This window comes from Halobaculum sp. XH14, assembly GCF_032116555.1.
GTDB lineage: Archaea > Halobacteriota > Halobacteria > Halobacteriales > Haloferacaceae > Halorarum > Halorarum halobium.
On record NZ_CP134949.1, the window covers coordinates 719,603 to 743,216 of the forward strand.

27 protein-coding genes are annotated in these 23,614 nt (G+C 54.0%); 19 read left to right on the forward strand and 8 right to left on the reverse strand.

Annotation, left to right across the window (positions count from 1 at the left end; translation table 11 throughout):
* Positions 1 to 193: 193 nt before the first annotated feature.
* Positions 194 to 1,027: a class II glutamine amidotransferase gene (locus RJT50_RS03630; protein WP_313694169.1), complete on the reverse strand. Its 834-nt coding sequence runs from the start codon at positions 1,025 to 1,027 to the stop codon at positions 194 to 196.
* Positions 1,020 to 1,763 (reverse strand): amidoligase family protein, encoded by a 744-nt coding sequence (locus RJT50_RS03635; RefSeq protein WP_313695917.1) that lies wholly within the window; start codon positions 1,761 to 1,763, stop codon positions 1,020 to 1,022. The genes RJT50_RS03630 and RJT50_RS03635 overlap by 8 nt, the downstream gene beginning before the upstream one ends.
* Before the next feature lie 83 nt (positions 1,764 to 1,846).
* On the opposite strand from RJT50_RS03635, the gene RJT50_RS03640 reads away from it, so the two are divergent.
* The 11 genes from RJT50_RS03640 to RJT50_RS03690 all read left to right on the forward strand — a co-directional run bounded on the left by RJT50_RS03640 (position 1,847) and on the right by RJT50_RS03690 (position 8,694).
* Positions 1,847 to 2,326, forward strand: a complete 480-nt coding sequence (locus RJT50_RS03640) for a hypothetical protein (protein WP_313694170.1) — start codon at positions 1,847 to 1,849, stop codon at positions 2,324 to 2,326.
* 312 nt (positions 2,327 to 2,638) lie between these two features.
* On the forward strand, positions 2,639 to 2,869 hold the full coding sequence (locus RJT50_RS03645) for a hypothetical protein (RefSeq protein ID WP_313694171.1): 231 nt from the start codon (positions 2,639 to 2,641) through the stop codon (positions 2,867 to 2,869).
* A gap of 77 nt (positions 2,870 to 2,946) precedes the next feature.
* Positions 2,947 to 3,147 (forward strand): hypothetical protein, encoded by a 201-nt coding sequence (locus RJT50_RS03650; RefSeq protein ID WP_313694173.1) that lies wholly within the window; start codon positions 2,947 to 2,949, stop codon positions 3,145 to 3,147.
* Between the two features lie 9 nt (positions 3,148 to 3,156).
* On the forward strand, positions 3,157 to 3,438 hold the full coding sequence (locus RJT50_RS03655) for a hypothetical protein (RefSeq protein WP_313694175.1): 282 nt from the start codon (positions 3,157 to 3,159) through the stop codon (positions 3,436 to 3,438).
* Entirely contained in the window at positions 3,439 to 3,804 is a 366-nt protein-coding gene (locus RJT50_RS03660) for a DUF6908 domain-containing protein (RefSeq protein WP_313694176.1), read from the forward strand. It abuts the gene before it with no gap.
* A complete protein-coding gene (locus tag RJT50_RS03665) occupies positions 3,801 to 4,049 on the forward strand; it encodes a hypothetical protein (RefSeq protein WP_313694177.1) in 249 nt (82 codons plus the stop codon). The genes RJT50_RS03660 and RJT50_RS03665 overlap by 4 nt, the downstream gene beginning before the upstream one ends.
* Complete coding sequence (locus tag RJT50_RS03670; protein WP_313694179.1) at positions 4,049 to 4,513, forward strand: hypothetical protein; 465 nt, start codon at positions 4,049 to 4,051, stop codon at positions 4,511 to 4,513. The genes RJT50_RS03665 and RJT50_RS03670 overlap by 1 nt, the downstream gene beginning before the upstream one ends.
* A gap of 169 nt (positions 4,514 to 4,682) precedes the next feature.
* Positions 4,683 to 5,060, forward strand: a complete 378-nt coding sequence (locus tag RJT50_RS03675; RefSeq protein WP_313694181.1) for a hypothetical protein — start codon at positions 4,683 to 4,685, stop codon at positions 5,058 to 5,060.
* Positions 5,057 to 5,290: a hypothetical protein gene (locus tag RJT50_RS03680; RefSeq protein ID WP_313694183.1), complete on the forward strand. Its 234-nt coding sequence runs from the start codon at positions 5,057 to 5,059 to the stop codon at positions 5,288 to 5,290. Before RJT50_RS03675 ends, RJT50_RS03680 begins: the two co-directional genes overlap by 4 nt.
* A gap of 334 nt (positions 5,291 to 5,624) precedes the next feature.
* Entirely contained in the window at positions 5,625 to 6,932 is a 1,308-nt protein-coding gene (locus RJT50_RS03685; RefSeq protein WP_313694185.1) for a Cdc6/Cdc18 family protein, read from the forward strand.
* 190 nt (positions 6,933 to 7,122) lie between these two features.
* The gene (locus RJT50_RS03690) at positions 7,123 to 8,694 is read left to right on the forward strand and encodes a hypothetical protein (protein WP_313694187.1); all 1,572 of its coding nucleotides are present in this window, start codon (positions 7,123 to 7,125) and stop codon (positions 8,692 to 8,694) included.
* Between the two features lies 1 nt (position 8,695).
* Here the strand turns inward: RJT50_RS03690 and RJT50_RS03695 are convergent, their stop codons facing one another.
* The 3 genes from RJT50_RS03695 to RJT50_RS03705 all read right to left on the reverse strand — a co-directional run bounded on the left by RJT50_RS03695 (position 8,696) and on the right by RJT50_RS03705 (position 10,627).
* Entirely contained in the window at positions 8,696 to 8,896 is a 201-nt protein-coding gene (locus RJT50_RS03695) for a hypothetical protein (RefSeq protein WP_313694188.1), read from the reverse strand.
* Between the two features lie 69 nt (positions 8,897 to 8,965).
* Entirely contained in the window at positions 8,966 to 9,745 is a 780-nt protein-coding gene (locus tag RJT50_RS03700) for a hypothetical protein (protein ID WP_313694190.1), read from the reverse strand.
* A 3-nt stretch (positions 9,746 to 9,748) separates the two neighbouring features.
* A complete protein-coding gene (locus RJT50_RS03705; RefSeq protein ID WP_313694191.1) occupies positions 9,749 to 10,627 on the reverse strand; it encodes a hypothetical protein in 879 nt (292 codons plus the stop codon).
* A 113-nt stretch (positions 10,628 to 10,740) separates the two neighbouring features.
* Between RJT50_RS03705 and RJT50_RS03710 the strand changes: the two genes are divergently transcribed.
* From RJT50_RS03710 to RJT50_RS03720, 3 genes are read left to right on the forward strand one after another with little or no spacing between them, the layout of a single operon-like run.
* Complete coding sequence (locus RJT50_RS03710; protein WP_313694193.1) at positions 10,741 to 12,159, forward strand: hypothetical protein; 1,419 nt, start codon at positions 10,741 to 10,743, stop codon at positions 12,157 to 12,159.
* Positions 12,152 to 13,573: an argonaute/piwi family protein gene (locus RJT50_RS03715; RefSeq protein WP_313694194.1), complete on the forward strand. Its 1,422-nt coding sequence runs from the start codon at positions 12,152 to 12,154 to the stop codon at positions 13,571 to 13,573. Before RJT50_RS03710 ends, RJT50_RS03715 begins: the two co-directional genes overlap by 8 nt.
* A gap of 58 nt (positions 13,574 to 13,631) precedes the next feature.
* Positions 13,632 to 14,339, forward strand: coding sequence for a hypothetical protein (locus tag RJT50_RS03720; protein ID WP_313694196.1), 708 nt, complete (start codon positions 13,632 to 13,634; stop codon positions 14,337 to 14,339).
* Positions 14,340 to 14,355: 16 nt separating this feature from the next.
* Here the strand turns inward: RJT50_RS03720 and RJT50_RS03725 are convergent, their stop codons facing one another.
* Positions 14,356 to 14,940: a hypothetical protein gene (locus tag RJT50_RS03725; RefSeq protein ID WP_313694199.1), complete on the reverse strand. Its 585-nt coding sequence runs from the start codon at positions 14,938 to 14,940 to the stop codon at positions 14,356 to 14,358.
* A gap of 699 nt (positions 14,941 to 15,639) precedes the next feature.
* Between RJT50_RS03725 and RJT50_RS03730 the strand changes: the two genes are divergently transcribed.
* The 5 genes from RJT50_RS03730 (at position 15,640) to RJT50_RS03750 (ending at position 17,483) form a co-directional block, all read left to right on the forward strand.
* Positions 15,640 to 15,897 (forward strand): hypothetical protein, encoded by a 258-nt coding sequence (locus RJT50_RS03730; RefSeq protein WP_313694200.1) that lies wholly within the window; start codon positions 15,640 to 15,642, stop codon positions 15,895 to 15,897.
* A gap of 201 nt (positions 15,898 to 16,098) precedes the next feature.
* Positions 16,099 to 16,410, forward strand: a complete 312-nt coding sequence (locus RJT50_RS03735) for a hypothetical protein (RefSeq protein WP_313694202.1) — start codon at positions 16,099 to 16,101, stop codon at positions 16,408 to 16,410.
* Positions 16,411 to 16,456: 46 nt separating this feature from the next.
* On the forward strand, positions 16,457 to 16,753 hold the full coding sequence (locus RJT50_RS03740) for a hypothetical protein (protein ID WP_313694203.1): 297 nt from the start codon (positions 16,457 to 16,459) through the stop codon (positions 16,751 to 16,753).
* A 152-nt stretch (positions 16,754 to 16,905) separates the two neighbouring features.
* A complete protein-coding gene (locus tag RJT50_RS03745) occupies positions 16,906 to 17,106 on the forward strand; it encodes a hypothetical protein (protein WP_313694206.1) in 201 nt (66 codons plus the stop codon).
* Positions 17,103 to 17,483 carry a hypothetical protein gene (locus tag RJT50_RS03750; protein WP_313694207.1) on the forward strand — a complete coding sequence of 127 codons (381 nt, stop codon included), beginning with the start codon at positions 17,103 to 17,105 and terminating at the stop codon, positions 17,481 to 17,483. The genes RJT50_RS03745 and RJT50_RS03750 overlap by 4 nt, the downstream gene beginning before the upstream one ends.
* An 18-nt stretch (positions 17,484 to 17,501) precedes the next feature.
* Here RJT50_RS03750 and RJT50_RS03755 read toward each other — a convergent pair whose 3' ends face one another.
* Together RJT50_RS03755 and RJT50_RS03760 are read right to left on the reverse strand one after the other, a co-directional pair.
* A complete protein-coding gene (locus RJT50_RS03755; RefSeq protein ID WP_313694209.1) occupies positions 17,502 to 22,109 on the reverse strand; it encodes a DNA translocase FtsK in 4,608 nt (1,535 codons plus the stop codon).
* Complete coding sequence (locus RJT50_RS03760) at positions 22,106 to 23,602, reverse strand: hypothetical protein (RefSeq protein WP_313694211.1); 1,497 nt, start codon at positions 23,600 to 23,602, stop codon at positions 22,106 to 22,108. Before RJT50_RS03760 ends, RJT50_RS03755 begins: the two co-directional genes overlap by 4 nt.
* Between the last annotated feature and the right edge of the window lie 12 nt (positions 23,603 to 23,614).

Sequence of the window (23,614 nt, forward strand, 5' to 3'; positions counted from 1 at the left end):
CACCCCGTGGTTCACCCCTGTATCAGTCCGGGCAGCATACCGTGCGTGAATCACGGGACGGCGGCAGGTTTCAGGTTAGAGCACCCCCACGGGAAAATTGGGTCAGGCAGGGGAGAAAAGGTAGGTCGTAACTGAGAGAAAAGAGCAGCTGAGTTGAAGAAAAAAGAGAGGGAAAATGTGGGCGCGGAGAAAGTCAGCGGTGCGGCTGACGATACATCTCTAATTTCCGCTGGTACTCATCCCAGTCGCTTTCCTGAATCAATTCCTCGTCCTCATCCTCGTACTCCACATCTTCCTCGTAGCTTCCCCATCCGAAACTGGAGTAGACTGAGTCGCTTCGGTCGGTGACTATCTGAGGTTCCATGTGGAACTGGTCGGCTTTCTTGATTTTCTGGTCGATCTGGTAGACGGTTTCTTCCTCGGGTTCGCTGTATCTGAGGTTCTCCCATCCAAATGCTGAGTCCAGGCGGTGTCCTACAGTTGCTCCCGCGAGTTCTCCTGTGTCTTTGATCCGGGCAAATTGGAATCTGCTGCCATCTCTGAAGTAGTAGAGGTCGCCTTTGTAGTCGTATAGGAAGACTGAGACGCTGCCAGAGGTGTTCTTCAAGGAGTTTTGAACCGCGTTCACTGTATCGCGGTCTTTCCGTTTGTAGATGTCTCTCAGGAGTTGGTAGCTGTCGGCTCTCCCATCCTTGAAGTGGTTTTCCGGTGTGACTGAGCCGTTATGGACGAGAACGTTCTCCCGGTGCTTGAACGGGTGACTGTTCTTGAAGCAGACCGCGCCTTGAGTCGCTAAACGAAGGTGTAGGACGATAAAACGGCTGTCCTTGTATCTCTCCACGATTTCTTCGATGTCCTCGAAGCCGAGTTGTTCTTCGCTCTTGTAGACTTCTCTGTCTTCATTGAATACTCCGAATCCGTCGCTGTTTCTCGGCGCGGCTTCATGGACGGCGACGTGGAGCAGTCGGATTAGGTTGGAGGTTTTGATTGTTCCTGTGGGGTTGTGTAGGAAGAAGATTTCACACATTGTAGTTCACCTGTTCTTGAATTGTAGAGTTGTAGCTGGTTTCTGAGCTGTTTTGAATTGATTCTGCTGTAAGTTCGGCTTCTAAAGTGTCGTTGTAGAGTCCTTGACGTAGGTATGAGTTGATCGATGTCGTCACTATATTGACCGCGTTCATCACGTCTTCTGCTGACTGCATGGCGGGGAATAGCCGGAACTCGATGGTGTCGTATTTCCCTTTCATAAACGTGATTCTCCGGTATTTCTGCCTCCGGCTCTTTAGCTGACTGTCTATCATCCAGCTATTCTCTAACGGGCGGCAGTAGTACCCGTAAGTGGAATCCGGGTCAAATGGATGGAGGTCTTCGTTTCTCACCCGTTTTCTGAGTCGTGGACAGGTGTCCCAGAGGTCTGAGTCCTTGAGGCGGTCGATAAACCAGTTATGGAACTTGAGGGATGCGAGTCGGTAGTAATCTCGGTCGTTGTTCAATGAGACGTGGATATGCAGTCCCATTGAGGCGTTTATCTCCGAGATTATCTCGTATAACTGGTTTAGAGAGCCTTCGAGCCTGTTTTGCCCGTCTGGGTAACTGAGCGGTTCGGAGACGTATTCGATGCGTTTTGCGTGGGGTTTTTCGGTTCTTAGAGAGCCGTCGTGTACGGAGTTGAAGTAGGGTATTGCCCGTTCTGTCGGGGTTGTGCGGTCGTCAATGCCGCACTCTACTTCTACTCCTATTTGGTCTATCCATAGTCCTGAAATCGTTTGTCACCTATACCAACACTGTGATGTTATCTTTAAAAAAGTATAATCATAGTGACTATTTGAGGTGAAACAACCGTACAATGCCCGACACACTACAACAATACCGGGAAACTGAGATGGATGAGGACGGGATATTCCGCGCCCTTGTCCAGCGACAAAAATCAGGGAAACTCAAACTCTACATAGAAGGATCAGAAGAACTCGAAGACTTCTTCCAGACCGAAGAAACCGAGCAATCCAGTCAATGGAAGAGCGGAGACAGTTACCACGATTATTACCTTCGACAGTACGAGAGAAACGGTGAATCCGACCTTGCCGAGTATTTCAGCGACAAGCACGACAAGTTCGGCAGTGACTACGTGCAGAGCGGGAAGATAAACGTTGGACTGCTACGCACCGTTGGACTGAGCGAAGGAGTTGTTTTCCAGATTCCAGAAACGTACTCCGAGGAGACCCTCAAGGAGTCGGTAGAATCCTTGAAGACTGTTATCGAAGAGATTTATGAGGAGTTCATCAGACCGATGAACGTCACCACTCAGATTTCCATTCAGGAGTTCTAACTGCACCCCTTCCCATTTTCCCCTCTTTCTTTCTCTTTTTCGCGCCCTATTTTTTCTGAACCGCCGTACTTGTTGCCGCCCCTGTTTTCCCCGGAGAGTTTGTTCCTGTTTGAGCCTTTGCGCGTATCCGCGTACACGCACCCGTGAGAAGGTCGCCGGAATCACGCACCGCATCAGCATAATGCATATAAAGATAATTCGGTCAACCCTTTCCCAGGTGAACTACCAATTACATCCGAACAAGAACGCGAGATCGAATCTATACTCAAGAAATTCCCATTCCACGGCAGAGACACAGACCGCCAAGTCACCGTGCTATCCTCATACCTGGTAGAGGCACTCGGCAACAACAAGACCGACACAGCCGAAGAACTCGAGGTGGATAGGAACACGGTGAACAAGATCGAAAAATCTTGGAACAGTCTGTCCCTATCTGAGAAATTGAAGCTGATCGACTTCCTCCGCAGGGAGGTTGCCGAGAGACACTTCACAGATCTAGAGGCAGTGTCCGTTGATTCGGGGACCGGCGGCCAGACCGCATAACTATCATTATTAATTATGTGGTAATATAGACAACACTTATTTAAAAGAAAGTTGTCATATATACCACTGTGGAAACCATGAGTACAACAAGCTCAGACGCAACTGGAGTGGCGAACCGAAGCGCCGTAGACGAATCTAAAGGAAAACCAGAAGTAGAACCTGGCAACCGGGATATTCAACCAGTAATAGACGAAAACCAGGACAACCACGTCAACGAGGAAGCCGTCATCCAAAAAGCCAGCAGAACACTCGGATTCATCCGATACCCTCGTAGGTGAGAATCAGTAGTGGATGAGGTCAACGAGATACTGGAAGGCCCAGCTAAACACGAGGACAAAGGAATCGCGGCACGGCTAACCTACGACCAGGAGACAGACTCCTACAGAGTCGAATACAGCCCGCTTCTGGAGAACGGAGAAATCACCGAGGAGTGGATCGTATTCGGCGGCACTGTCGGATACAACGACTCTGTCTACAGTAGTGAAGAAGCGGCCCACGAGTTCTATGATCAGCTGGAAAACCTGGGACAAGACGAGATCCTGGACGAGCTCGCAGTAGGTGAAGAGTAGATGGAAGCAGTACGCGAGATTCTCGAAGCCGAAGGCACCAGCGTAGAGGAAATGGACATCAACGAGTCCTACAGCTACGACGGCGGAGAAGCCTTCAACGACCTGGCCATCGAGAAAGTCTACGACAACGTTCTCAGCGTCGAACAGCACTACACGCAGCGGATGGACCGTATGAGCGACCCAGAAGTCAGGTTCGACGTATCCGATCCGGAGGACTGGACGCCGATAGAATATACTCAGCACCCGGCAATTTACCAGAGAGACGAGGACGGGCTCGAGATGGACGACTTCCTACGGAAGTGGGACAAGAATCTACAAAACCAATTCCCAGCTGACGAAGTCACAGAAGGAGGCGGTAGACAGTGAGTGAAGACGGCTATCTAAGAGTTGGATGCAAGAACCACGGAATCATAGACACAGAGATCAGGGATGAGGAGAAGGCCAAAAAAATCCGAGAAGAACACGTCGAGGAAAACGACTGCTTTGATTCGGAGGTACAGATACAGGATTTAGGATTCTACGACCACTCAAAGAGAAAACCGGATGATGGCAGTGCTGAAGAAGCAGAGGAAAGACTAAACGAGATTCTTGGAGAAGGTGAGAATCGGTAGTGGGAGAAGCTACTGTAGATTATCTTGGCTGGCATCTTGAGGACCGTGGCCCGGCTACCGAATTGTTCCACGACCTCCACGGATTCGACAACGATATCCCCGACCTTGATGCGACAGAGTTCGAGGATCTGTACCGTGAAGTCCGGGAGCTGGAGGAAGAGCCGGAGGATTTGGAGCAGCTCTGGGCGGAGTGGAATCGTGGCAGCGGCCAGGAATCACAGGAGTTCCTGGAGATGCGGTACTGCGAGCCCTGCGACACCTACCAGATCGGCAGCGACCAAGCAATTCAGCACGCCGCAGATAACCACGGATACGATCCGTTCAACGAGGTAGGTGAACCGGACTACGTCCACGGTATCCGGTCGATGTCAGTCGGTGACGTCGTCGAGATGGGCGACACGTACTACATGGCCGCCTCGATCGGCTGGGAAGAACTCGAAGTAGGAGGTGAGAATCCGGAGTGAACCTGACAGAGAAGGAGTGGCTATTGGACTACATAGCTGGAGTCATGGTTTTACTCGGGATTATTTACGCTGCTATTCAGAAGGATTGGACGGTTACGCTCACCTGCGTGAATCTCCTTATGTGGATTGTAATCGCTCATCTACGTCTGCAGGAGGTGCAGCTCTATCGATGATAAGTGGTGAGGAGCAGAAAGCCGTGGAGAAGATGTTTGACCCAGATAAGTTGTTCCAGGAGCAACTGTTCTTCAAGTCATTTAGAGTCCGGACTATCAACACCCGTCACCTGGTCAAGGAGAAGCACAGAGAGGAACGGAAGTACCCGGAAGATTCGAGCGATAAAACTGTGTACACGTCGTTATGCGGCCAGGAAACCTCTACCGGGTCTATACATTCTCTGAAGGAGTTGGCGGGCTGTGAAAACTCCACGATACGTAACCCGCAGTTCGTGAAGGTCTGCAACCGATGCAAGGAGATATTCGAGTCCAAGACGGACAGAGATCCGAGGGAAGACATAGAGAAATACAATGGAGGTGAGTCTCCGCAGTGAGTCTTGTAGACGACATCCTCTCGGAGTATTCGTTGACTCGGGAGATTGCGGAGGACTACGTTGACGCGATCGTTCGGATGAATCAGAAGGATACTGCAGAAGCAGCTGGTGTGTCGAAGGAGACGATTCGGAAGTACAAGAACAAGTTCAAGGAGATGAAGGCGACTGAGAGAGCTTTTCTGATCTCCAAGTTGATGCGGGAGCGATCCCAGAAGGAGTTCGTTCGTTAGAGGGGGTAACACCCCTTGGAGATTCTTTGATGGTTAGTTCTGGGTAGGGATTTAGGAGGCCCTACCCTTTCGACTGGAAAACGGGATCTGGCGAGAGTTCCTGGATATTACGCCGCTATAATTTTGACTGAGTTCGATGATGTGGGAATTGACTGATATGACCTATGTACTATACTACAATTCACTGTTATACTGAGTATGTTAGTATATTATAGAGTTCCACTCGAAAGGGTAGGGGGCTTCCTCTTCCACTCGAACGATTCTCCACTTGAAGCACGGGAAGGGATGGGATATAAAAAAGATATTACATAAACCACAACCAAGGTGAAGAAAAGTGGGAGAAGACTCGAAAACAGAACTGAAACAGGAAGACTTCGGACTCTTCCAAGACAACAACGACAGCAAAATCTTCGCAGACATCGATATCCTCGACCCTGATAGGATTCCTGGTCCCGACGAGTTCGTAGAGAGAAAAGAGGAGATGCAGACCATAGCGTCCGGCCTGCGTCACATGATTAACGGGAACTCCGGGAGGAACATGATGATAACCGGGGACACCGGGCTCGGGAAAACGATGTGTGCCCGGATAACCGTCAACGAACTCTCCCGGAATATGGACGAGCACCAGAACTTCCGGCACGAATACTTCAACGACCTCGAGTCGGAGAGAGACACGTTACAGAAGCTATCCCGTGCCTTGGAACTTGTTCCCGAGAAGAAGACGGAGCCATACCAAGGGACAAATCTCTCCTTCTACTACGACCTACTCGTTGAGAAATTGAAGCAGGAGGAGATCTACCTCGTCATTACTTTCGACGAAGTCGACCGGTTGATGTCGAACAAGAAGGAGGGGAAGCCGGCGAGTCACGGGAACTCAATGCTAAAACAGCTGTTAGAGGTGAGGAAGAAATTGAAGAACTCCGATGCAGAGGCAGGGTTAACTCTGATCTGTATCACCAACGATTCCAGCGTTCCCGGAGATCTCTCGTCCAAAGTCAAGGACCGCTTCGGGAGAGAGGGACTTCACTTCTCAAGCTACAACGCCCTCCAGCTGAGGAACATCCTTGAGAAAAGGGCGGAGAAGGCTTTCCAGCCTGGTGTAGTTGATAGCGGGGCAATCTTCGCCACGGCTTCCCTGGTGGCTCGTGATAGTGCTTCAGCCAGAAGAGCGATTGAACTCTTGCGGAAAGCAGGTGAACTGGCTGATGAGAACGGAGACGGTGAAATAAGGAAAGAGGATCACGTCGATCCGGCACACGAGGCCCTGGAAACGAACGAAATTCTGGAGGCGATCAAAAGTCTGCCGAAGCACAACAAGATCACTCTGTACGCCATTATAGCGAATTACTCTGGAGGCAAGCTCGCAACCGGCGATGTCTACGAGAATTACAAGGAGATCTGCAGGAAGCGGGCTGACCTTTCAGAGAGTGAGATGCTGTCTCAGAGATCGATCAGTGAACACATCAAGAAGATGGATATGCAAGGTATCATCCAGGCCAAGACGGTGTCCAAGGGAAGGTATGGCCGGACGCGTGAGATAACTATCAATTTCAGTGAGTCCACACGCCAAGATTTGATGGAGCATCTCCATGAGGAAAACCTGTACCTGGCTCCGGACTCGATGGCTGCAGAGCCCACCTGAAACAGGGGTGGGTCGGCCTTGATTTCAATTGAATCTTTAAAATCGAGTATTCCTCAACACGATTCCATGATTAGACACGGGGTGGTATCGAATCGCAAATCTGTCGGAGGTATCTGACCGACCCCACCGTGTAGATTCTATCCAGTCCTGGTTTCTGAAAGCAGTTGCAAATCGATGGTCTGCCGAGAAGATGGCCGACCATCTCACCGAATATACTGACGACGACTTCTCACCTCGAACTGTTAGACGAGCCTTGAAAGGACTCTCCGGGCAGAAACAGAACGTCCCGAAGAAGTACCACTCCGAGCAACGCTTCCTGAAGCCGATCCAGGAACACCCGGACAACGCAGTCAACTACGCCCTGACCGACGAAGGACGGGCGGTGGTCCGGGAAGTTGACGTGCCCCTGAATCTGTCGACGGTCGGGGATGATGTCGGTGGGTTCGGTGAGGTGGAGTCGCCAGAGGTTCGTCCGCATAAGTGCTGGTGGCGTGAGGAGGTTCGCCGGAAGGAGGGGGATGCGCCTGGTGACTTGGATTGGGGTGATCGGAAGGCGATTCTCGCTGAGAAGGATATCGGCTGGGAGTCGGTGGAGAAGGAGTTGCCGCATCGGGAGCAGTCGGAGCGGGGTCAATTGGTTCACTTCAAGTCGGTGCGGTTGATCTTGTTCGAGAACTCGGTTCTGGTTCGGTACAGCTTGCCGTCAAGCGAGAGGGATGTTTTCGATGTCCTGGATGAGTGGTGGAATACTCGGCAGGAGGCGGTGGATTGGCTGGAGTCCGTGTTCCCGGTGAAGGTCAGGAGTTCTCCGTTGGATGTGTCGATGCCGTTGTCGACGCAGGAGTGGGGTGATGTCCGGAACGAGTTTGCGGAGTGGATCCAGGAGAATCCCGAGTTCCAGGACGACTCACCAAACTCCCTTTTTGAGGTGAAGAACGACGAAGGGGAGCGAGTCTTCCACGTCGACACCAGTCCAGAAGACGGCCTGGGTAACGACGTAGCGGAGGGGGAGTTTCCGCATAGCCAGTTCGGTGCCGGGCACATCACGAATATGAAGCAGGCGGTGAAGTGGCTGGCCTGTCTCGGTGTGAAGCCCCAGGATTTTACTGCGGCTCAGTGGACCCGAAGCAACAGGGATGAACTGCAGAAGGTTGTTGAACTGGATGCAGAAGAACTTGAGAGCCGGGTCGAAGACGTCGAGGATTCTGTCGATGGTCTCCAGGACGACATCAGTTCGTTGGAGAGTCAGGTGACTCGGCTGGACGGGAAGGTCGACGGGGTATCGGAGGGTTTGCAGCAGAACCGGGAGTGGATCAGCGATGTCGAAGAACGTGTGGATGATGCTGTAGGCCGTGTCGACGGCACTCGGAGAGAGTTCTCCCAGTTGAAGGATGACGTCAACACGGACATCGAATCCCTGGAGGACAAGATCGGTGAGGAGGTTGAGTCGACACGGCAACTGGTCCGGGAGGAAGTCGGCGGTGTGGAGTCACAGGTCGAAAGTATGGAGGACGAGTTGGGGACGGTCAGAGGCACGGTCACGGATTTGACGTTGACGACGTCGGAGCTTCAGTCGGCGATTGAGAAGCGGGGAGAGCGGCTGGACAGGCAGAACCAGAAAATGATTGAAGAATTGCAGCGGCTTCGACGGCTTCAGGAGAGATCCGTTGTCGACAGGGTTCGGGATACAGCTGAAGACCTGGCAGAAGTAGGTAGATCTGCAGTCAAGTCCGCGAAGGAAGCATTGACTTCTGTTCTGTGAGCTACGATAGACTGTCGATTATCTTGTCCCGCATTTCTGTCGTCCGTGTGGGTGCGTCCGGGTACTTTGCCCGGTAGTCCTCGACGTCGTCTACTTCGCCGGTGCAGTTCTGGCTCTGGAGGTGGCCTTTCTCGATCGTTTCGAGTTCTTCGCCGCACTCTCGACACTTGATGGGGCTGGGAGCGTATTTCGTGTCGGTCATCGTTCTTCTCTGGTTCTCGTGCGGGAATGATGATAAATACGCGGGTGACTCGAAGGGCTGAGAGATGGATTAGTCCTGTTCTTGGTCTATAGGAATCTCTTCGTCAATCTCGGGATCCTGGTGGGCGAACTTATTTTTCAGGTAGACGAGGGTCAACCGGGTTATCGGCTCCAGTTTGTCCTTGTTGGAGATCATATCTCCTTTATCTCCGGTTACGACAGTGTCGATGAGGTACCTATCTTTCAGGTCCATTGCGTCGGTTAGGACCTCTGCGTCAGGGGAATATTCATCTTCATCGCCGTCGATTATCCTGCTCATCTGGGAGCAGGGCGTGGAGTAGTCCTTGTCGTCTCGGCGGCGACGGATTTTGACCCGTTGCCGTACCTCGTCTTTCCGGTCGATAGCGGTGCTGTTGATCCGGTTGATGAGTTTGTTTAGAGAGTCTTCGACGTCGTCTAAGGTGCAGCTTTGATCGAGTTCTTTCTCGAAGTAGTTCTCGACCTTGTGCTTGATTTGGTCCTCTACATCGAATTTGTCGATGAAGACTTCGGAAACCGAGTCTGGATCCAGGTCCTCCTCATCCTTGGTCTTGAGCTCGAGGTAGGTGAAGCGTTTCCGTTTCCGGAGCTTCCGCTTTTCCTTGCCGATGACGCCGTCTTCCTTTGACCAGTCGAGGGGTTCGCCGTCTCTCGGTCCGTGGCCGACGTTGACGCAGTATTCGTAGAGAACAGTGTTGCCGGCGTACAGAGTGTTTTCTGACGCCATGAGGCGGCGGGTATGGTCTTGCCACCGGTTGTGCAGAAAGGTGTATCCGACAAGGACGTTCGTGTCTACGTAGTAGCTCGCCATTCCTCAGTCTGCGTTAACCTCTGTAAAGTCCAGTTGAGACGTCATCACTGTATCTGCTGCTTCGACTAAGTGGTCGCTCTCGTCCTCGATGTATAAGTGTTCGCGCTCCTGCTCATGGAGCTCGTTTCTAAAGTACTGCTTCCGGTTCTCCAGGTCGCCTATCCCCAGTTCTCGCTGGATTTCTTCCTTGGAGAGGCCGGTGTCGATATCGACTGCAAGTTCCAGGGTGAAGAGGGACCAGAAGATTTCGACCAGTTCTTCGATGTCTCCGAGAGTGGTTTCTGGGTCGTTGAGGCGGTTGCTGAGGAGGTCGTACCAGAGGTAGAGGTCGTTTACGTACTGCGGGTATTCGTCTTCGGGGAAGGCGTCGATGAACTCGTTGACGTATCGGTGGATTTCGTCCCGTTCAAAGCTTGTCTCGTCGTCGTCTTTCTTGTAGAGCTGCCACTGGACGAAGTCATCCAGTTTCCGGTATTTTCTCTGGGCGTCGTATGGTGCGTCCTCCTCGTACATTCTGTCCGTGAGTCCCTCCGTCCCGATATCATCGTGGTCCTCGAGTACGTATCTGGTGGCGTCTCTGATGATGTTTTCTTGCCGTGTAGTCAGTGAGAGGTCGTCTGTTCTCTTGGAGCAGAGGACTTCTGACTCCTCCTCGTCGTATTGGATCGTGACAGGACTATTCTGGGTGACGGTCATCGTCCCGAATTTGTACCAGAAGTAGGGGAGGTCGAAGTCACATCCGAGGTCGTTGATTTTCTTCTCGATGAAGTACGTGGTTTTGTGGAACGTCTTTGCGTCCATCGAACTGGATCTTCCAAATTCGTCGAAAAGGATGGCGGCGACGTCTCCCAGGTCAATATCACTGGGATCCTCTAAGCTCATTACTGACCGCTCTGAGCGCAAATTACTTGTAGTTTGCCTACATGAGGCGGCGTTCTCTTAAAAGACCCAAACGAACTTATCACTTCGACGCCGTTCTACGGTCAACTTCAGTAATGTTTCGCAACCACGAGGGCGGGCGTGAGGCAAGCCACCATCACGGCGAACTCTACAAGGATCTTGTCCGCAGGTACTGGGAGGCCCGTGAATACAATGTTGTCGCGGACTCGAAGGACGACAGCATCACGTCCGACCTGATTATCAGGCGGGCTCATGAACACGGGAACCAAGATCTGTGGATCGAGACGAAGGACACGAAGCTGACTCGGACCAATCCGGATTTCCTGGCCGAGTTTGCCCGGTACATGATCGAGTATCAGGAAATTTCTGCGGAACACCGGTTCGACCTGCATATTTTCGTCCGGTATCTCCGGGCTCCGGAGAAGTGGGAGCGGATTTTCAAGGTGGTCAAGCAGAAGGATGAGGCTGTAAAGGACTTCTATCAGCGGGTCCAGGATGATGCGGATCTGGACGAGGCTGAGGAAGACAAGTTCAACAGCTACCCTTACGAGGATTTTGACCACTTCGTTACAGAGGTCACAACTGTCCATCAGATGTCGCCTGCGAAGGTCCAGCAGGCTACGGAGGAGTTGGAACGCAGTGACCGGTACGAGCACGACACCTTCACCGAGGAAAGGGAACCGATCAACAAGCGAGAGGAGCTGAGACCGAACTTCGCGGAGATAAACAGTCCGCCAGAGAACATCTATATCGGGGACGTGGACGTTCCGAACTTCTTCCAGGGAGTTACGAACCTGATTGAGGATACGGAGGCAGTCCGGTTCCGGTCGAACAAGGTATTCAGCTTGCTGCCTCCCGAGGATTTCCCGGATTACGTGGAGTCGGTCGTGGAGATGGATACGGTTTCAGCTGAGTCTTTCGAGGACTGGGCTAAGGACGAAGAGAACACAGATCTGGCTTCGTCCTTGCTGACTCGGGAGATCTGCAGGCAGACCGTGGAGAACCACGAGTTGGACGACTGTGTGGCGTTCCGGTACCGTGGCGACTACTACCTGATGTTCGAGCACGGACCTCTAGAGAAAGAGGTCGAGAAAGTTCGGGGTCAGCAGGTTTCCCGGGTTTTCAGTGATGCCTCTTCCAGGTTTGTTCGTCACCGGACTGCCCAGCTGAACGTCCGGCGTTTGAACGACGACTACTTCCTCTTCGTATTGATCAAGGACCACTTTACGGACAACGGAGAGCACATGACCTTGATCAGAGGTGAGAGAAAGGGAAGTCTCCACGATAATTTCCCGCAGCACCGGTACAACAACAGTCAGACGTACAGCAGGTATAACCACTGGCGGAAGATCCTGGGAATCCACAACCGGGCGAAGGATACCAGTGGTCAGATAATCGGGTTCCGACGTATCACTGAGATCTCGATCGGGAAGCGTCCCGCCGGGACACGGGAGGCAATCGATACTCGGGACACTGATTCGGTTCAGCAGAAACTGGGTGATCACAATGACTGATTTCGATGCACGGTGGCTGGGCGAGCCGTCTCTGAAGTTCGGAGATGGTGAAGCGAAGGATCCTCGCGCCGGCCTGCTGAAACACGGGCCGTGGTCGCCTGGGGAAGGCAACAACCACAACGATATCTATGTCGGGTTCATCGGGACCAGTCACTCCATCAGCGCGGTCAAGCGGTTGTTCACTGAGATGGAGACGGTGATCCCCCGGGAGGAGGAAGAACCTCAAAGGCACAAGCCTCCGTTCCCGGCCCTGGGCACCGACTCTGCCTTCCGTGCCAGCTTCACGATGCTGGACAGGTGGACGTGGGAGATGCCGCCGAGCGACGTCAAACTCGTTACTGACGAGCCCACGACTGACCAGAGCGTAGAGACTCTGCTTGACTTAATGGAGATCTATATCAAGGATCTTTCCGGGGATGACCCGCCTCCGAACGTACTTGTTATTTCGCTGCCGGAGGAGATCGAGGAAGCCTGTACTCACCCGGACAAGAGCAAGGAGAAGATGAAAGCGGGGGACACTGACTTCCACGACCGGATTAAGACGTTCGGCCTCGAGTATGACGTCCCCACCCAGCTGATTCGACCGAGTTCTCTCCGGTTCGATGACGATGAGGGACAGGAGAAGGCCGAGGTTGCCTGGAATCTCGCCGTGGCGATGCTCTACAAGTCACGTGAGGGCCATCCCTGGAAGCTGGGGCACCTGGAGAACGACACCTGCTACGCCGGGATCTCATTCTACCGTGTGCGGCACGGCGATAAGAGCCAGACACGGGCTTCACTCGCCCAGGTTTTCCTGGGCACCGGGGAGAGCTTCGTGCTTCGCGGCGGCCAAGCAATTAGAGACGAGTCAACAGGAAACAACCACTTGACCGAGGACAGTGCGGAGGAGATTGTCGGGCAGATCCTTGACCAGTACAAGAGGAAGCGTCGAGGAGCCGAGCCCAGCAGGTTCGTGCTTCACAAGACTTCCCGGTTCAAGCCCGGTGAACGAGAAGGGTTCAAACGAGGGGCTGGAGACATCGACAAACTGGACTTCGTCACGGTGCGCGACGGCGACCCAGTCAGGCTGTACAGTTCAGGGAATTACCCGCCGCTTCGTGGGACAGTAGTCACTCCGAAAGGCGAGGACAAACACTACCTCTACACACAGGGCTACACTCCGGCCATTCAGACGTATCCAGGTCCTCGCATCCCGGCCCCGATCACCGTTGAGCCAGATCCGGAGGAATGCCACAGCTCGTACGACGAGATATGTGAGGAGATTCTCTCGTTCACGAAGCTGGACTGGAACACGTCCGACTTTTCGAAAAAGAAGCCGGTCACGATCCGTGTGGCGCAGGCTGTCGGCGCGATCCTTGCAGAGGCCGACAAACGGGGAATCACGGTCAAACCGCAGTACTACTATTATATGTAACGTCCCGGGCGGTTACTGTGCATGAACCTTTACCACGTCTACCTGTCTCAGAGCAGTTATGCAACTGACGCCGGATAATGTTCAGAAGTTCGTTGATGGTGTGATGGAGTATTACGGTGAGAAGACGCTTCTTGGAGACGCCACGTATGTCGACGATTACGGTTCTGCGAATATCCCTTTGGAGAGACGCCGCGTGAGTCCTAAGCTGAAGGTGAAGCAGTTCGATCGGGGCATCGCAGCTGAGCAGGTGAAGAGGGATGTCGACGATATCACTTCCTTCGAGCAGGACAAACTGCTGAACTGGTTGGAAGCCGAGGCGGATGTGAAGGAGCAGGTGGATGGCTCAGAGTTCTCGAAGGACTTGATGAAGAAGACGTTGAAGCCGTTGAGCAGTCCTGTCCATGTGCTTCTACCTGATGAGATGGAGTACAGGTTGCGAGTGAACAACGATTCGTATATCCGAGGGAATGATAAGATCCCGATTACCTGGTTCACGTCAAGCCAGTTCGACCAGACCGGGTTCGTGTTGGATCGTGGTGCCCGGGTCCTGCAGAAAAGGCAGGGTGACGACCCAATCGTCGACAGTTCGCTGAATGTAGGTGCACTGCCGAAGGACAACAGCGGAAACGGATTGACCCTCAAGCTGCTGGACGACAAGAAAGGTGACCTGGAGGCAGTGATCCAGTCTGAGTTCACCGAGCTTCGGAAATCCGACCGGTACGATTCGGTGTGTCTCTTGGATCTTCCTTCGCTCAGTCTCCCGTAACCGGGAAGCACTGAGGCTAGAAGTCAGTGAGGCCGATCTGCTCCGTTTCTTCGCCGTCCTCGTCTTCCTGTTCGTCTTCTTCGAGTCCGTATTCTTTTTTGACTCGTTCCGGCATCTGCAGGACCCCAGAGTCAGGGCTGTGCTCGTTCCTGTAGACTCCGGCTTTCTGAAGTTCTTCGAATAGGCTGTGAGCGTCGATGTCCCACGTGTTCTCGAGATGGGTGACGTCGCTGGTCGTGGCCCAGGAGATCGTTCTCAAGTTGGTGTATTCGTCGATCAAGAGTTCAGCAAGAGATGAATCGACGCCGTCGACCTCGGAAAGCCGTTCGATGAAGTGGTCCTCGGCCAGGTCGTCTACGTGGAAGGTGTCGTAGACCTCTTCGCTGCCCCGGTCCAGTACGTGGATCTCGTTCAGGATCTTCGTCCCGGTTATCTCGTTGGTGCCGCGTAGCTCGGCGGTCAATTGGTATTTCTCCAGAGCGGCTTCTGGTGTGAGTTCGAGGAAGTCGGGTCGGTAGTCGACGTAGATGTCGTTCGAGTCCTCGGTTTTTGATTCGAGTATGTCCGCTGCGGTGGAGAACGGTGCCCGGAACGGAAGCACGTAGTCGCCGTCGTCGAGTAGGATGGAGCCGCCGAGTGCGTCATTCAGTCCTGGGTCGAACTCCGGGTCGGGCAGTGAGCGGTAGCCGTGGTTCTCCAGATTATCGATGACGTCTTCCCAGGGCTGCTGGTAAACGTAGTCTTGAAGCCGTGCTTTGGGGTCGCCGTGGTCCAGTCTCCAGGCATCGTCTTGCTGGAGCTGGCCTTCCTGGTCGGGGCTGGCGAGTATGACTTCTGCGTGTTCGGGTGTGTATCGGTAGAAGTGTAGGTAGCCTTGTTCTGCGTCTTTTCCAAGGAACTGGTACTCTGCGTCGTGGAACTCGACTGTTTCCGGAGCGCCAGTGTCGATTTGATGTCCACCCTGAAGCAGTATGCGGGTTTACTTTTTAAATCAGTTTGAGAAATTGATGTCTAAGTGGTATTATCGGTGGTACACAACGCTGAAGGCGACGATCTCGTACAATATCTTGAAAATCGGCTAAAGAAGCTTCTTGGAGAGAGGCCAGACGGCTCTCGTCTGAAGACAGACGATTACAGCAAGCTCTGGTTTCTACCGGTCTACCATCTGAATACCAAGAAACATCGAGAAAACGGATGGTGGACTAGTAACAGCATCTCTGTTTCGACATACAGGACTGCTCGTGAACTGGAGAAGATGATTGATCGCCTGACGGAAGGATTTCGCAACGAGGGATAATCGGTGAAAGACTACGAACTGGCGCAGAAACTCTACATCTTGCTCATCGGTCTTTCAGTCGGTGCAGGGAGATACATTCCATGGACCATAGAGATCCCGGTATCGTTCAGTGATTACGCGGAAGTCCCTATTGCCGAGTTCATAGGGCATCCCCTTGTACTGGTTTCCCTGGTGATCATGTACATAGTAATCGAGGCCAGAGAGCCTACCTTCGAGGAGAAACTGAGTGAGGTGATACAGGAATCTGACCTGAAGATTTGAAATAAGTGATGATACAATTCTGTGGGGGTAGGGATTCGCTTTTTAAATCACTTTCACACATTAGAAGGTAGATTGTGATGATGAGATGTGCAGCGTGAGTGTGCCCGGAGAAGGACACGTGGAGGCAGAAAACCCGTCCAAGCTTCCTCTGGAGGAAGCCGAAGAAGGCAGCTTCTACCTGTGAGGTGAGGAACTGAGGTGATGACGGAGCCGGTCGACGCTGCAAGAAGTCTTCTCAGGATTACTCGTCCCTCGGTGGAGGAACTAAGACAGCAGCGGGAGTTACGGGAGTATTCGAGTTCGGAGGTAGATGTTCCAGATCCTCAGAAGGTTTTACTGGAGAACTTGGACCATCTCACTGGTTCGGAGCACGTAATAGAGGAGAATGTGGAGGACGCTATTCAACTGGTTCTGGAGTGGCCTGAGGACCAGCTGGATGAGGTCAAGGAGCGTGTCCGGGAACTGGCGAAGCCTGTAGTCACTGGAGGTGAGGAATCTGAGGAAGGAATTTAACGGTCAGACTTACAGTGTGTCGAACCACGCTGATTTCCGGCATACGATGCGGATTGACCCTGAAAATGGTATCTCCTACGAAGTATTGAGAGAGGCGGTCCCCTACACCTTGTCCAAGGGCTACAAGCGTGGCTTCGTGAACTTTGAGGAGGAGGTCGTGTTTCTCGTGGCCGGCGATAAGATTACTACGACGATCCCGTTGGAGGGCTTGGAGTTTTCTGAGGACGACCCGGAGTGCCCTGAGTGTGGGACACGGATTCAGAAAACCTGTAGGAAGCCGCGGAAGTGCCGGTTCTGCAGTACGAGGATACAGACGGAGGTGGAGTATCCGAGTGCCTCCTGAGTGTGAGGACTGCGGCAACGACCTCCAGGTGAACTCGGTAGACAAGCCAAATATTGACTGGGTTAAGGTGGTCTGCAGTGACTGCGGCCATATCACCGAGGTATCGATGATTCGTGTCGTAGCTAAGTCGAAGACCGGAGGTGATACTGCGAGTGGCAGGTAGAGAAGATCTGGATAACTTCCAGGTGTACGTGACGGTGGCTCTGTACTTCATCGCCGTGGTGACCGTTGTCCTTTCTATCGGTTACCGGGTTCCCGCAGGCGGTGTTGCTGGTTTCTCGTTGATGATCAGCTCTTACCTGTACGAACGGGTATCGATCTTCATAGAGCAAGTTGACGAGGGTGGTGCGTGATTTCGGAGAGCTCTCCTTTCGCGGTCAACGCCGTCCAGAGAGTCGACCACTACATGGAACTGATGGACGTCGACGAGGAGGACCTGGGCCTGATTTTGGCACCGTGGCTTCGAGAGTACGATGATATCAGGACCGGCGAGCTCCTGGACAAGGAGGACCGGTACTTCGAAATGCACGTCCACGGACGCGACGTCGACGCTCTACGAGATCCTGACGTTGACGCCAGCTACGAATTTGACGCGGTAATCGAGTTCGACTACGACGACCTGGATGTGGAGGAGTTCCTTGACGTGGAGTATCGGACGTGGATTAACGTGTTCGAGGAGGAGTTCCCGGATGCAGAGCTGTGTTATCCGGAGCCGGACGACCACTTCTGAGGGAATACGTATCTTTGGCTATCTGTACTGGTTGATGAGTTCGCGGATGTCGTCGGAGTCTACGTAGAGACCTTGCAGACGGGTGGTTCTGTCTGCTTCTTTCAGCAGCATGTCGCCGTCGCCACCGAGTTCCTCGGCTCCGCCCTCGTCGATCAGGATCCGTGAGTCGGACTGCTTCGGGAGGCGGAAGGCTACCCGGGTGTCCAGGTTGGCACGGAGATCCGTGTCGATGGCCTCGTGCGAAGGCCGCTGGGTCGAGATAACGAGGTGGACGCCTTGCGCCCGTGCGATCTGGGCGATACGCCGCACGTTGTCCTCGGTGTCGTCAGCGTCTTCTCCCAGCTGCTGGAGCAGGTCGCTGTATTCGTCGATGATGACGACGATTGGCTTCATCTGGTCGTCCGGGTTCTGCTCGTTGTACTCTCCGATGTCCCGGCAGACGCTTTCCCGCAGCAATTGTTTTCTACGCGGGATTTCTTCGTCGACCAGCCACTCGAACAGGTCGGCTGCGTCCTCCGAGTCGGTGATCACCTCACCATTGGCAAGGTTCGGCAGGGCGTCGAAGAAGATGAAGTCGGTCTCCTTCGGATCGACCAGGGCGAACTCGACGTTGTCCTCGCCTTTCTGCTCGATGAAGTTGAAGATCAGCGAGTACAGGAAGACGGTTTTCCCGCCGCCAGTGGCACCTCCGACCAGCATGTGAGGGGCTTCGGAAAGATCGGACCGGTAAACCTCCCCGTCGGGTGTGACTCCTGCGAGGTAGGGCAGTGAGGCAGTGTCGATCTCGTTGGAAGGCAGGTACTGGTCTCTGTAGTCGCGGAGGGGTACGGCGACGTTGTTCTCACGTGGGACGTCCAGGGCTACGTACTCTGTGCCTGGTAGTCGCTGGACGATGGGTTCTTTCTCGAACGCCATTTCCCGGGCGATGTCCTCTGTTCGTTGTTCCAGAGGACTCTGTTTTTCGCCAGCTGCTAACCGGATTTTGAACCGGACGACGTTTGGTCCGACCTCGATGTCATCTGGGTCGATATCCCGGATGTTGATTTTGAAGTCGTTGAGCACCCGTTTCAGGGTCTCGACTAGCTCTGAGTACTCTTCTGGGTCGCCGAACCGCTTAGTGGGCTTCGCTTCGACTTCCGTTTCTTCCTCGTCTTCTTCGTCTGTCTCCTCGTCTTCTCCAACTTCGTCTTCGGATTCGTCGGGTTCAGTTTCTTCCTCTATTTCTTCTTCGACGTCTTCTTCGACGTCTGGCTCTTCCGTGTCCTGGTCTTGTTGCTTCTCCTCCCGGTCTTCGATTCCGCTGACGATGAGGCGTTTGATGGACTGCCGTGGAAGCCTGTCGAGTCGGATGGACTGTGCGTTCGGCGTGACTCCGTCGATGCGTTCGTCCGATGTCCCTTCATCGGTGACTTCAACGGAGATGATTCGGGGATTGATCTCGATCTGAGCGTCTCCCTTGAACACGTCGTTGATGCGGTCAGCCCATTCCTGCTTGCCCTCCATCGCTTCAGCGGACGTGAGTTCGTAGTACAGCTGTTCCCGGAGTGCTTCTTTCCGGGGCGAAGTAGTGATGTTGCTGTCGCCGGTGAACAAGCCGCGGATGGTGTCCGTCGTTTCGAATACCTGGTCGACGGCACTTCCCTTGATTACCGGTGTGTCCTCGTCTCGTGAGATTGTGTACGCGCTGCTGGTCTCCTCGAGTGTTTTTATCTCGATTATATCGAGGATGAGGCCGCCATCGTCATCGAATTGGACGGTAAGGATGTCTGCCCGGCTCTCGCTGTCGCCCAGGTTCAACCATTCTCTGGTCCGCGGGTTGTCGATGGAGAAGATTAGCTTGGGATCTGCCAGTGTCTGTTGCAACCACTGGACTGCGATGATCGAGCCAAGCAGCCCTTTCGTGTTACGGGATTTTCCGCTGCCGAGGGTTTCCCGCGTGATGAGCCGGAGAAGTCCGCTTTGCTGCAGATCTGCGATTCTTTCAGCGATTTCTTCGAGGTCGGTGTCGTCGGGAGCGAGCCGGTATTCGTTGATGATGCGGCGGAGTACCCGTCGGAAGTAGTCGATGTCTTCCGAGTACGTGGCGAAGTCACGGTCACCGCGTCGTTCCCTGGAGATCAGGTTTTCCTTCCAGAACGGGTTGCCGTTCATCGGCGGGGAGGAGATCGATACCCAGATCCCGGAGTCGAGAAGTTTGTCGATGGTCTCCTTGTCGACGTTCAGTTCGTTGATCTCAGCGTTGTGGATAGCTTGACGCTGATTGTATAGTTGGTTGATCAGGTCCTGGTACTCTGAGAAGAGCACGCCTTCCTTCGACGGCGAGATGTTGATCTTGTCTTCGAGGAGGTCGTAGTCGAACTCCTTCGGGACGTACAGTGGATGGATGTTGGTGTCGGCGTCTCGTTCGAAGGTTTGGATGCTGAAGTTGCTCTGGTCGTTGAGCAGGATGAAGTGCTTGGGGTCGCCGGTCAGGTCCTCGGCGTACGAGTCGTAGCTGGTGTGTTCGGTCGTGACGATTTCGAAGTTCCCGGAGTCGTTGTCCGGGCCGAACAGGTTGATGATGTCCTCTGAGGTTTGGGGTGAGACAGTTCCGTTGAGGACTGGCTTCTCCTCGTCCTCGATGAACACGAACTCGACAGTGGCACCTTGGATCTTCTCTTTGTCGGCCAGGTCAACGATGTCTTCCAGCAGGTCGATCGGGTCAAGCGGGTCGATAACGCTGATCCGCAGCTGGCGTTGGGATGGCGGGTATGCCGATACGAACTTGTTCAGGACGTAGTCGTAGAACTTGGAGTTCGTGCCTTCTGCAGCGTTGTCTATACGGGTGTAGACTGGCAGCCGGTCGAGTTCGGCGGACTGTACGAGGTAGGTTTCTTCGCCAAGTCGGTAGTTTCCGCCGACGTGGATGCTACGGAGTACGTGGGGTTGTTCCTCGACGCTGTCGATCAGGAAGTTCCGTTCCTCTTCTGTGAGCGACTCGTGTTCGTCGTTCACTCCCCGTGCCAGTTCGGAGTATTTCCAGAGGTGAAGGGGGTGGAGCGGTGACAGGACGAGTTCACGGTCGTCTTCGTATTCGAAGATGATCGTGTCGAAGAGGAGGAAGTCGGAGAGGAGTTTCGAGGATCCTTCGGAGCTTACGTTCTGGATTTCACGGTACTGCTTGTCCAGTTTGTCCTGGACTTCTCGGTATGCCTCGATGTACTCTTCTGCAGACTCAAGCAGGTCTTCGTCACCGAGTAGCCGGATCAGCGGTGCTGACAGGAGGCCGGGTAGTGCGTCGACGAGTTCGGTCCGTGCTTCTACGTACCGGTTGATTGAGTCGACGAGGTCCTCGAATTTCCCGGTGTTTTCAGCTACCTTTCGGAGTTTTTCGAAGGCGCTGTCCTCTTCACGCGGGTTGAACTGTTCTGTTTCGAGGGCTTGGAAGTTCTTGATGGCGTCTTGCTTGTCTTCGGGGTTGTGGATGATTCCGCCGAAGGATTCCTCTGTGACGAAGTGGTCGACGAAGTAGTACAGGTCGTCGTTGACGTCGAAGGCGAGCTGTTCGTCGCCTGTGAACTCGATGTCGATCCTGTTCTCTTCGTCTTCTATGGCTTCCCGGTATTTCTCGTCGAACTCGCTGGAAACTCGTTCCAGTTCTTCGTCCTCTCCGTCGAACACGGCTTCGACTCCGGCGGATTCACTGTCTCGACGGGTGCTGGTTGTGGATCGGCGGGAAGAGGAGGAGCCGGATGTAGAGAAGATCTCGTCGACCTCGTTGTAGGTGAGGTCGGCCAGGATATCGGAGTCTCCAGTCCGTTCGAATCTTCGGAGTTTGGCGACGGCTTCTTCTCGTTCTTCCCTGTTTGCGTCGTCGACCTTGGTGACGCTGTTTGTCAGGCGTCGTCGGTCCGTGTTCGACATGTGGGAGACCCGGAGTACGAGGTCGAGGTTGTCGGAGAGCCGGTCAGGGATTTGGTCTGGGTTGTTCAGCCCGGGGTCGTTGAAGAGTCGAAGCCGATGGAGTTCGGTTCCAAGGGCGTCGAGGGATGCCTGTTCGTTGTCCTGTAGGGTGGCGTTTGCGTAGTCTGCTATGGCAGGGATTTCGAACCTGTCGTAGAGGCTGGATCCGAGGGTTTCCCAGATTGCTTGGGCTGGGGGACTGTCGGTGAACTGGTCGTGTGCCTGCATCCGGTCAGTGATTTCCCGGGTGATCTCTGCCAGCGGCAGATCAACCATGCCCTCGAAGTCTTTCATCGAGTTCAGCCGGGCGTGGTCGCCACGGACCAGGATTACCAGCTTCTCGGGTTCTATCCTCCCGTCCCAATCGAAATCGGTCTGCGTGCCGTTACGCCAGTTGACAGCGACACTGACCTTGTCGGTTATTCGGACTGAGGAACCGTCGGCTTGGGACTGAAGGGAGTTAACATCGGCTTCATCAATGCTCACCATTGCCAGGCCGACATCGTACCTGGTGCTACTGCAGAGTGTTTCGACGAATGCCTCGGCGTCGAACCGGGGCGGAGACTCGATGATGACACCGATGTTCTCCTCGGTCAATTGGTCGACCGTCTCGCTGCCGATCGCTTCTCCGATTAGCTCCTCGTTGGTTTGATACGAGCCGTTCTGGGATTGGGATTCACTCATTGTTCCACCTCGGGGACAGAGACAATCGTGACGCCGTCCGCGTATTCCTCAGCGTATCCGAGGCTGGACACGGCTTCTTTGAAGCCCTCGTAGTTTTGGTTGTTCAGGGGGTCGCTTTCTGAAGCACTGGCACCGAGCCTGATGTCCCATTCGGCCAGGTGGCTTCGGTCTTCTTCGGTGCCGCCAACGATGATTCCGTACCGCTGACGGAGTTCCTCGGACAGTTCCTGGAGAGACATCCGTTTTCCAGGTTCAATGACCGAGAGGATGATAGGTTCAAGCATCTCGGGATCGGGCTGATAGCGGCGCTTGTTTGCCCGGTTTCCACGTGGCTTGAGAAGCCCTGCACGCCAGGCGTACGCTTGCGCAGTGGCCTGCGGGGTGTAGGTGTCGAACCGGTTCGAGAAGTCGTGGATAACGTTACTGACCGCGTCCACTAACCTGTTGAACGTGGTGTCCTCCTCGGGGTCGCGGGATGCCCGGAATACCTGCTCAAACTTTTCGTAGTCCTCGTCGATTTTATCATCCTTCTTCCGGTTGAGATCCAGGAAGTTTTGGTTCTCGATTTCGCGCAGGACGTCGTCTTCGCTGTAGTCTTTGTAGCCGTCTCGGTCGAGGACCTTTTTGACGCCGAGCCGGGTAGCTAACTGGACTTCTGACCCGACGACGCGGAAGGATTCGAGGCTGGCGTCGGCAACCGGGTTGTTCCTGTTTCCGGTGTAGTTGAAGACGAGTGGGACAGGCTCATCTTTGCCTTCGTCTTCCCGGATCTCGTTGTGCCGGTTGGCCATGTAGACGTACATCAGGAATCCGCCGAACTTGACGACTCGGCGGAGATCTCGGGCATAGTTCAGGTCGTAGTCGCCGTTGGAATCCTTGAGGTGTTTCGACAGGGTTTCGAATCCGTCTACGAACTCTTCCGCGATTTGGCCGTCGTCGAATGCGTCACCGAGGACAGGTTCATCCCAAGGTGAGACGGTGACGGTGTCCGTCTCTCCGTCCTTTGCGAGGGGGCGGAAGAGTAGGGAGATGGCGTCGTGGTGATCGCGGAGCTGGTCCGTGAGTTTCTGCTCGATGTCGCTGTTAGACTCCTGCATCACCGTGTAGATGAATCGAGATGGAGAGACACCGATGGTCCTGTATGCGATGAACCAGTCGCTCATCGAGGTCATGGCGGACCAATGCGGTGTGCTGGTGTACAGGGCGTTGTCGTTGTCCAGGACCTTCCGCATCCGGCGACGGAGATTGTCCAGTTGCTCGTCGCTCAGGTCACGCGATGATTCGAACAGGTCGTGGTATTTCTCGTCGAGTTCGCTGGAAGGAGAGCTTCCAGGTTTGTCGACGAACGTGATGAGGTCTTCCGACTGGTGGGTTGATCCTAAGACGTTGCTGAAGATTACCTGGGCCAGGTGAACCGGCTTTGTGGAGGTGGATGTGGCTTTGAAGCCGAAGGCGGCTATCGATGCGTCACCGTTCACGTCGTTGAGTCTCATTGGCATCGGTGG

Coding starts and splice junctions, on each gene's coding strand:
- RJT50_RS03705 (WP_313694191.1), bottom strand. CDS start 10,627: ATGAGCTTAGAGGATCCCAGTGATATTGACCTGGGAGACGTCGCCGCC.
- RJT50_RS03740 (WP_313694203.1), top strand. CDS start 16,457: ATGCGGATTGACCCTGAAAATGGTATCTCCTACGAAGTATTGAGAGAG.
- RJT50_RS03720 (WP_313694196.1), top strand. CDS start 13,632: ATGCAACTGACGCCGGATAATGTTCAGAAGTTCGTTGATGGTGTGATG.
- RJT50_RS03760 (WP_313694211.1), bottom strand. CDS start 23,602: ATGAGACTCAACGACGTGAACGGTGACGCATCGATAGCCGCCTTCGGC.
- RJT50_RS03715 (WP_313694194.1), top strand. CDS start 12,152: ATGACTGATTTCGATGCACGGTGGCTGGGCGAGCCGTCTCTGAAGTTC.
- RJT50_RS03675 (WP_313694181.1), top strand. CDS start 4,683: ATGATAAGTGGTGAGGAGCAGAAAGCCGTGGAGAAGATGTTTGACCCA.
- RJT50_RS03755 (WP_313694209.1), bottom strand. CDS start 22,109: ATGAGTGAATCCCAATCCCAGAACGGCTCGTATCAAACCAACGAGGAG.
- RJT50_RS03640 (WP_313694170.1), top strand. CDS start 1,847: ATGCCCGACACACTACAACAATACCGGGAAACTGAGATGGATGAGGAC.
- RJT50_RS03630 (WP_313694169.1), bottom strand. CDS start 1,027: ATGTGTGAAATCTTCTTCCTACACAACCCCACAGGAACAATCAAAACC.
- RJT50_RS03710 (WP_313694193.1), top strand. CDS start 10,741: ATGTTTCGCAACCACGAGGGCGGGCGTGAGGCAAGCCACCATCACGGC.
- RJT50_RS03695 (WP_313694188.1), bottom strand. CDS start 8,896: ATGACCGACACGAAATACGCTCCCAGCCCCATCAAGTGTCGAGAGTGC.
- RJT50_RS03735 (WP_313694202.1), top strand. CDS start 16,099: ATGACGGAGCCGGTCGACGCTGCAAGAAGTCTTCTCAGGATTACTCGT.
- RJT50_RS03690 (WP_313694187.1), top strand. CDS start 7,123: ATGGCCGACCATCTCACCGAATATACTGACGACGACTTCTCACCTCGA.
- RJT50_RS03650 (WP_313694173.1), top strand. CDS start 2,947: ATGAGTACAACAAGCTCAGACGCAACTGGAGTGGCGAACCGAAGCGCC.
- RJT50_RS03700 (WP_313694190.1), bottom strand. CDS start 9,745: ATGGCGAGCTACTACGTAGACACGAACGTCCTTGTCGGATACACCTTT.
- RJT50_RS03660 (WP_313694176.1), top strand. CDS start 3,439: ATGGAAGCAGTACGCGAGATTCTCGAAGCCGAAGGCACCAGCGTAGAG.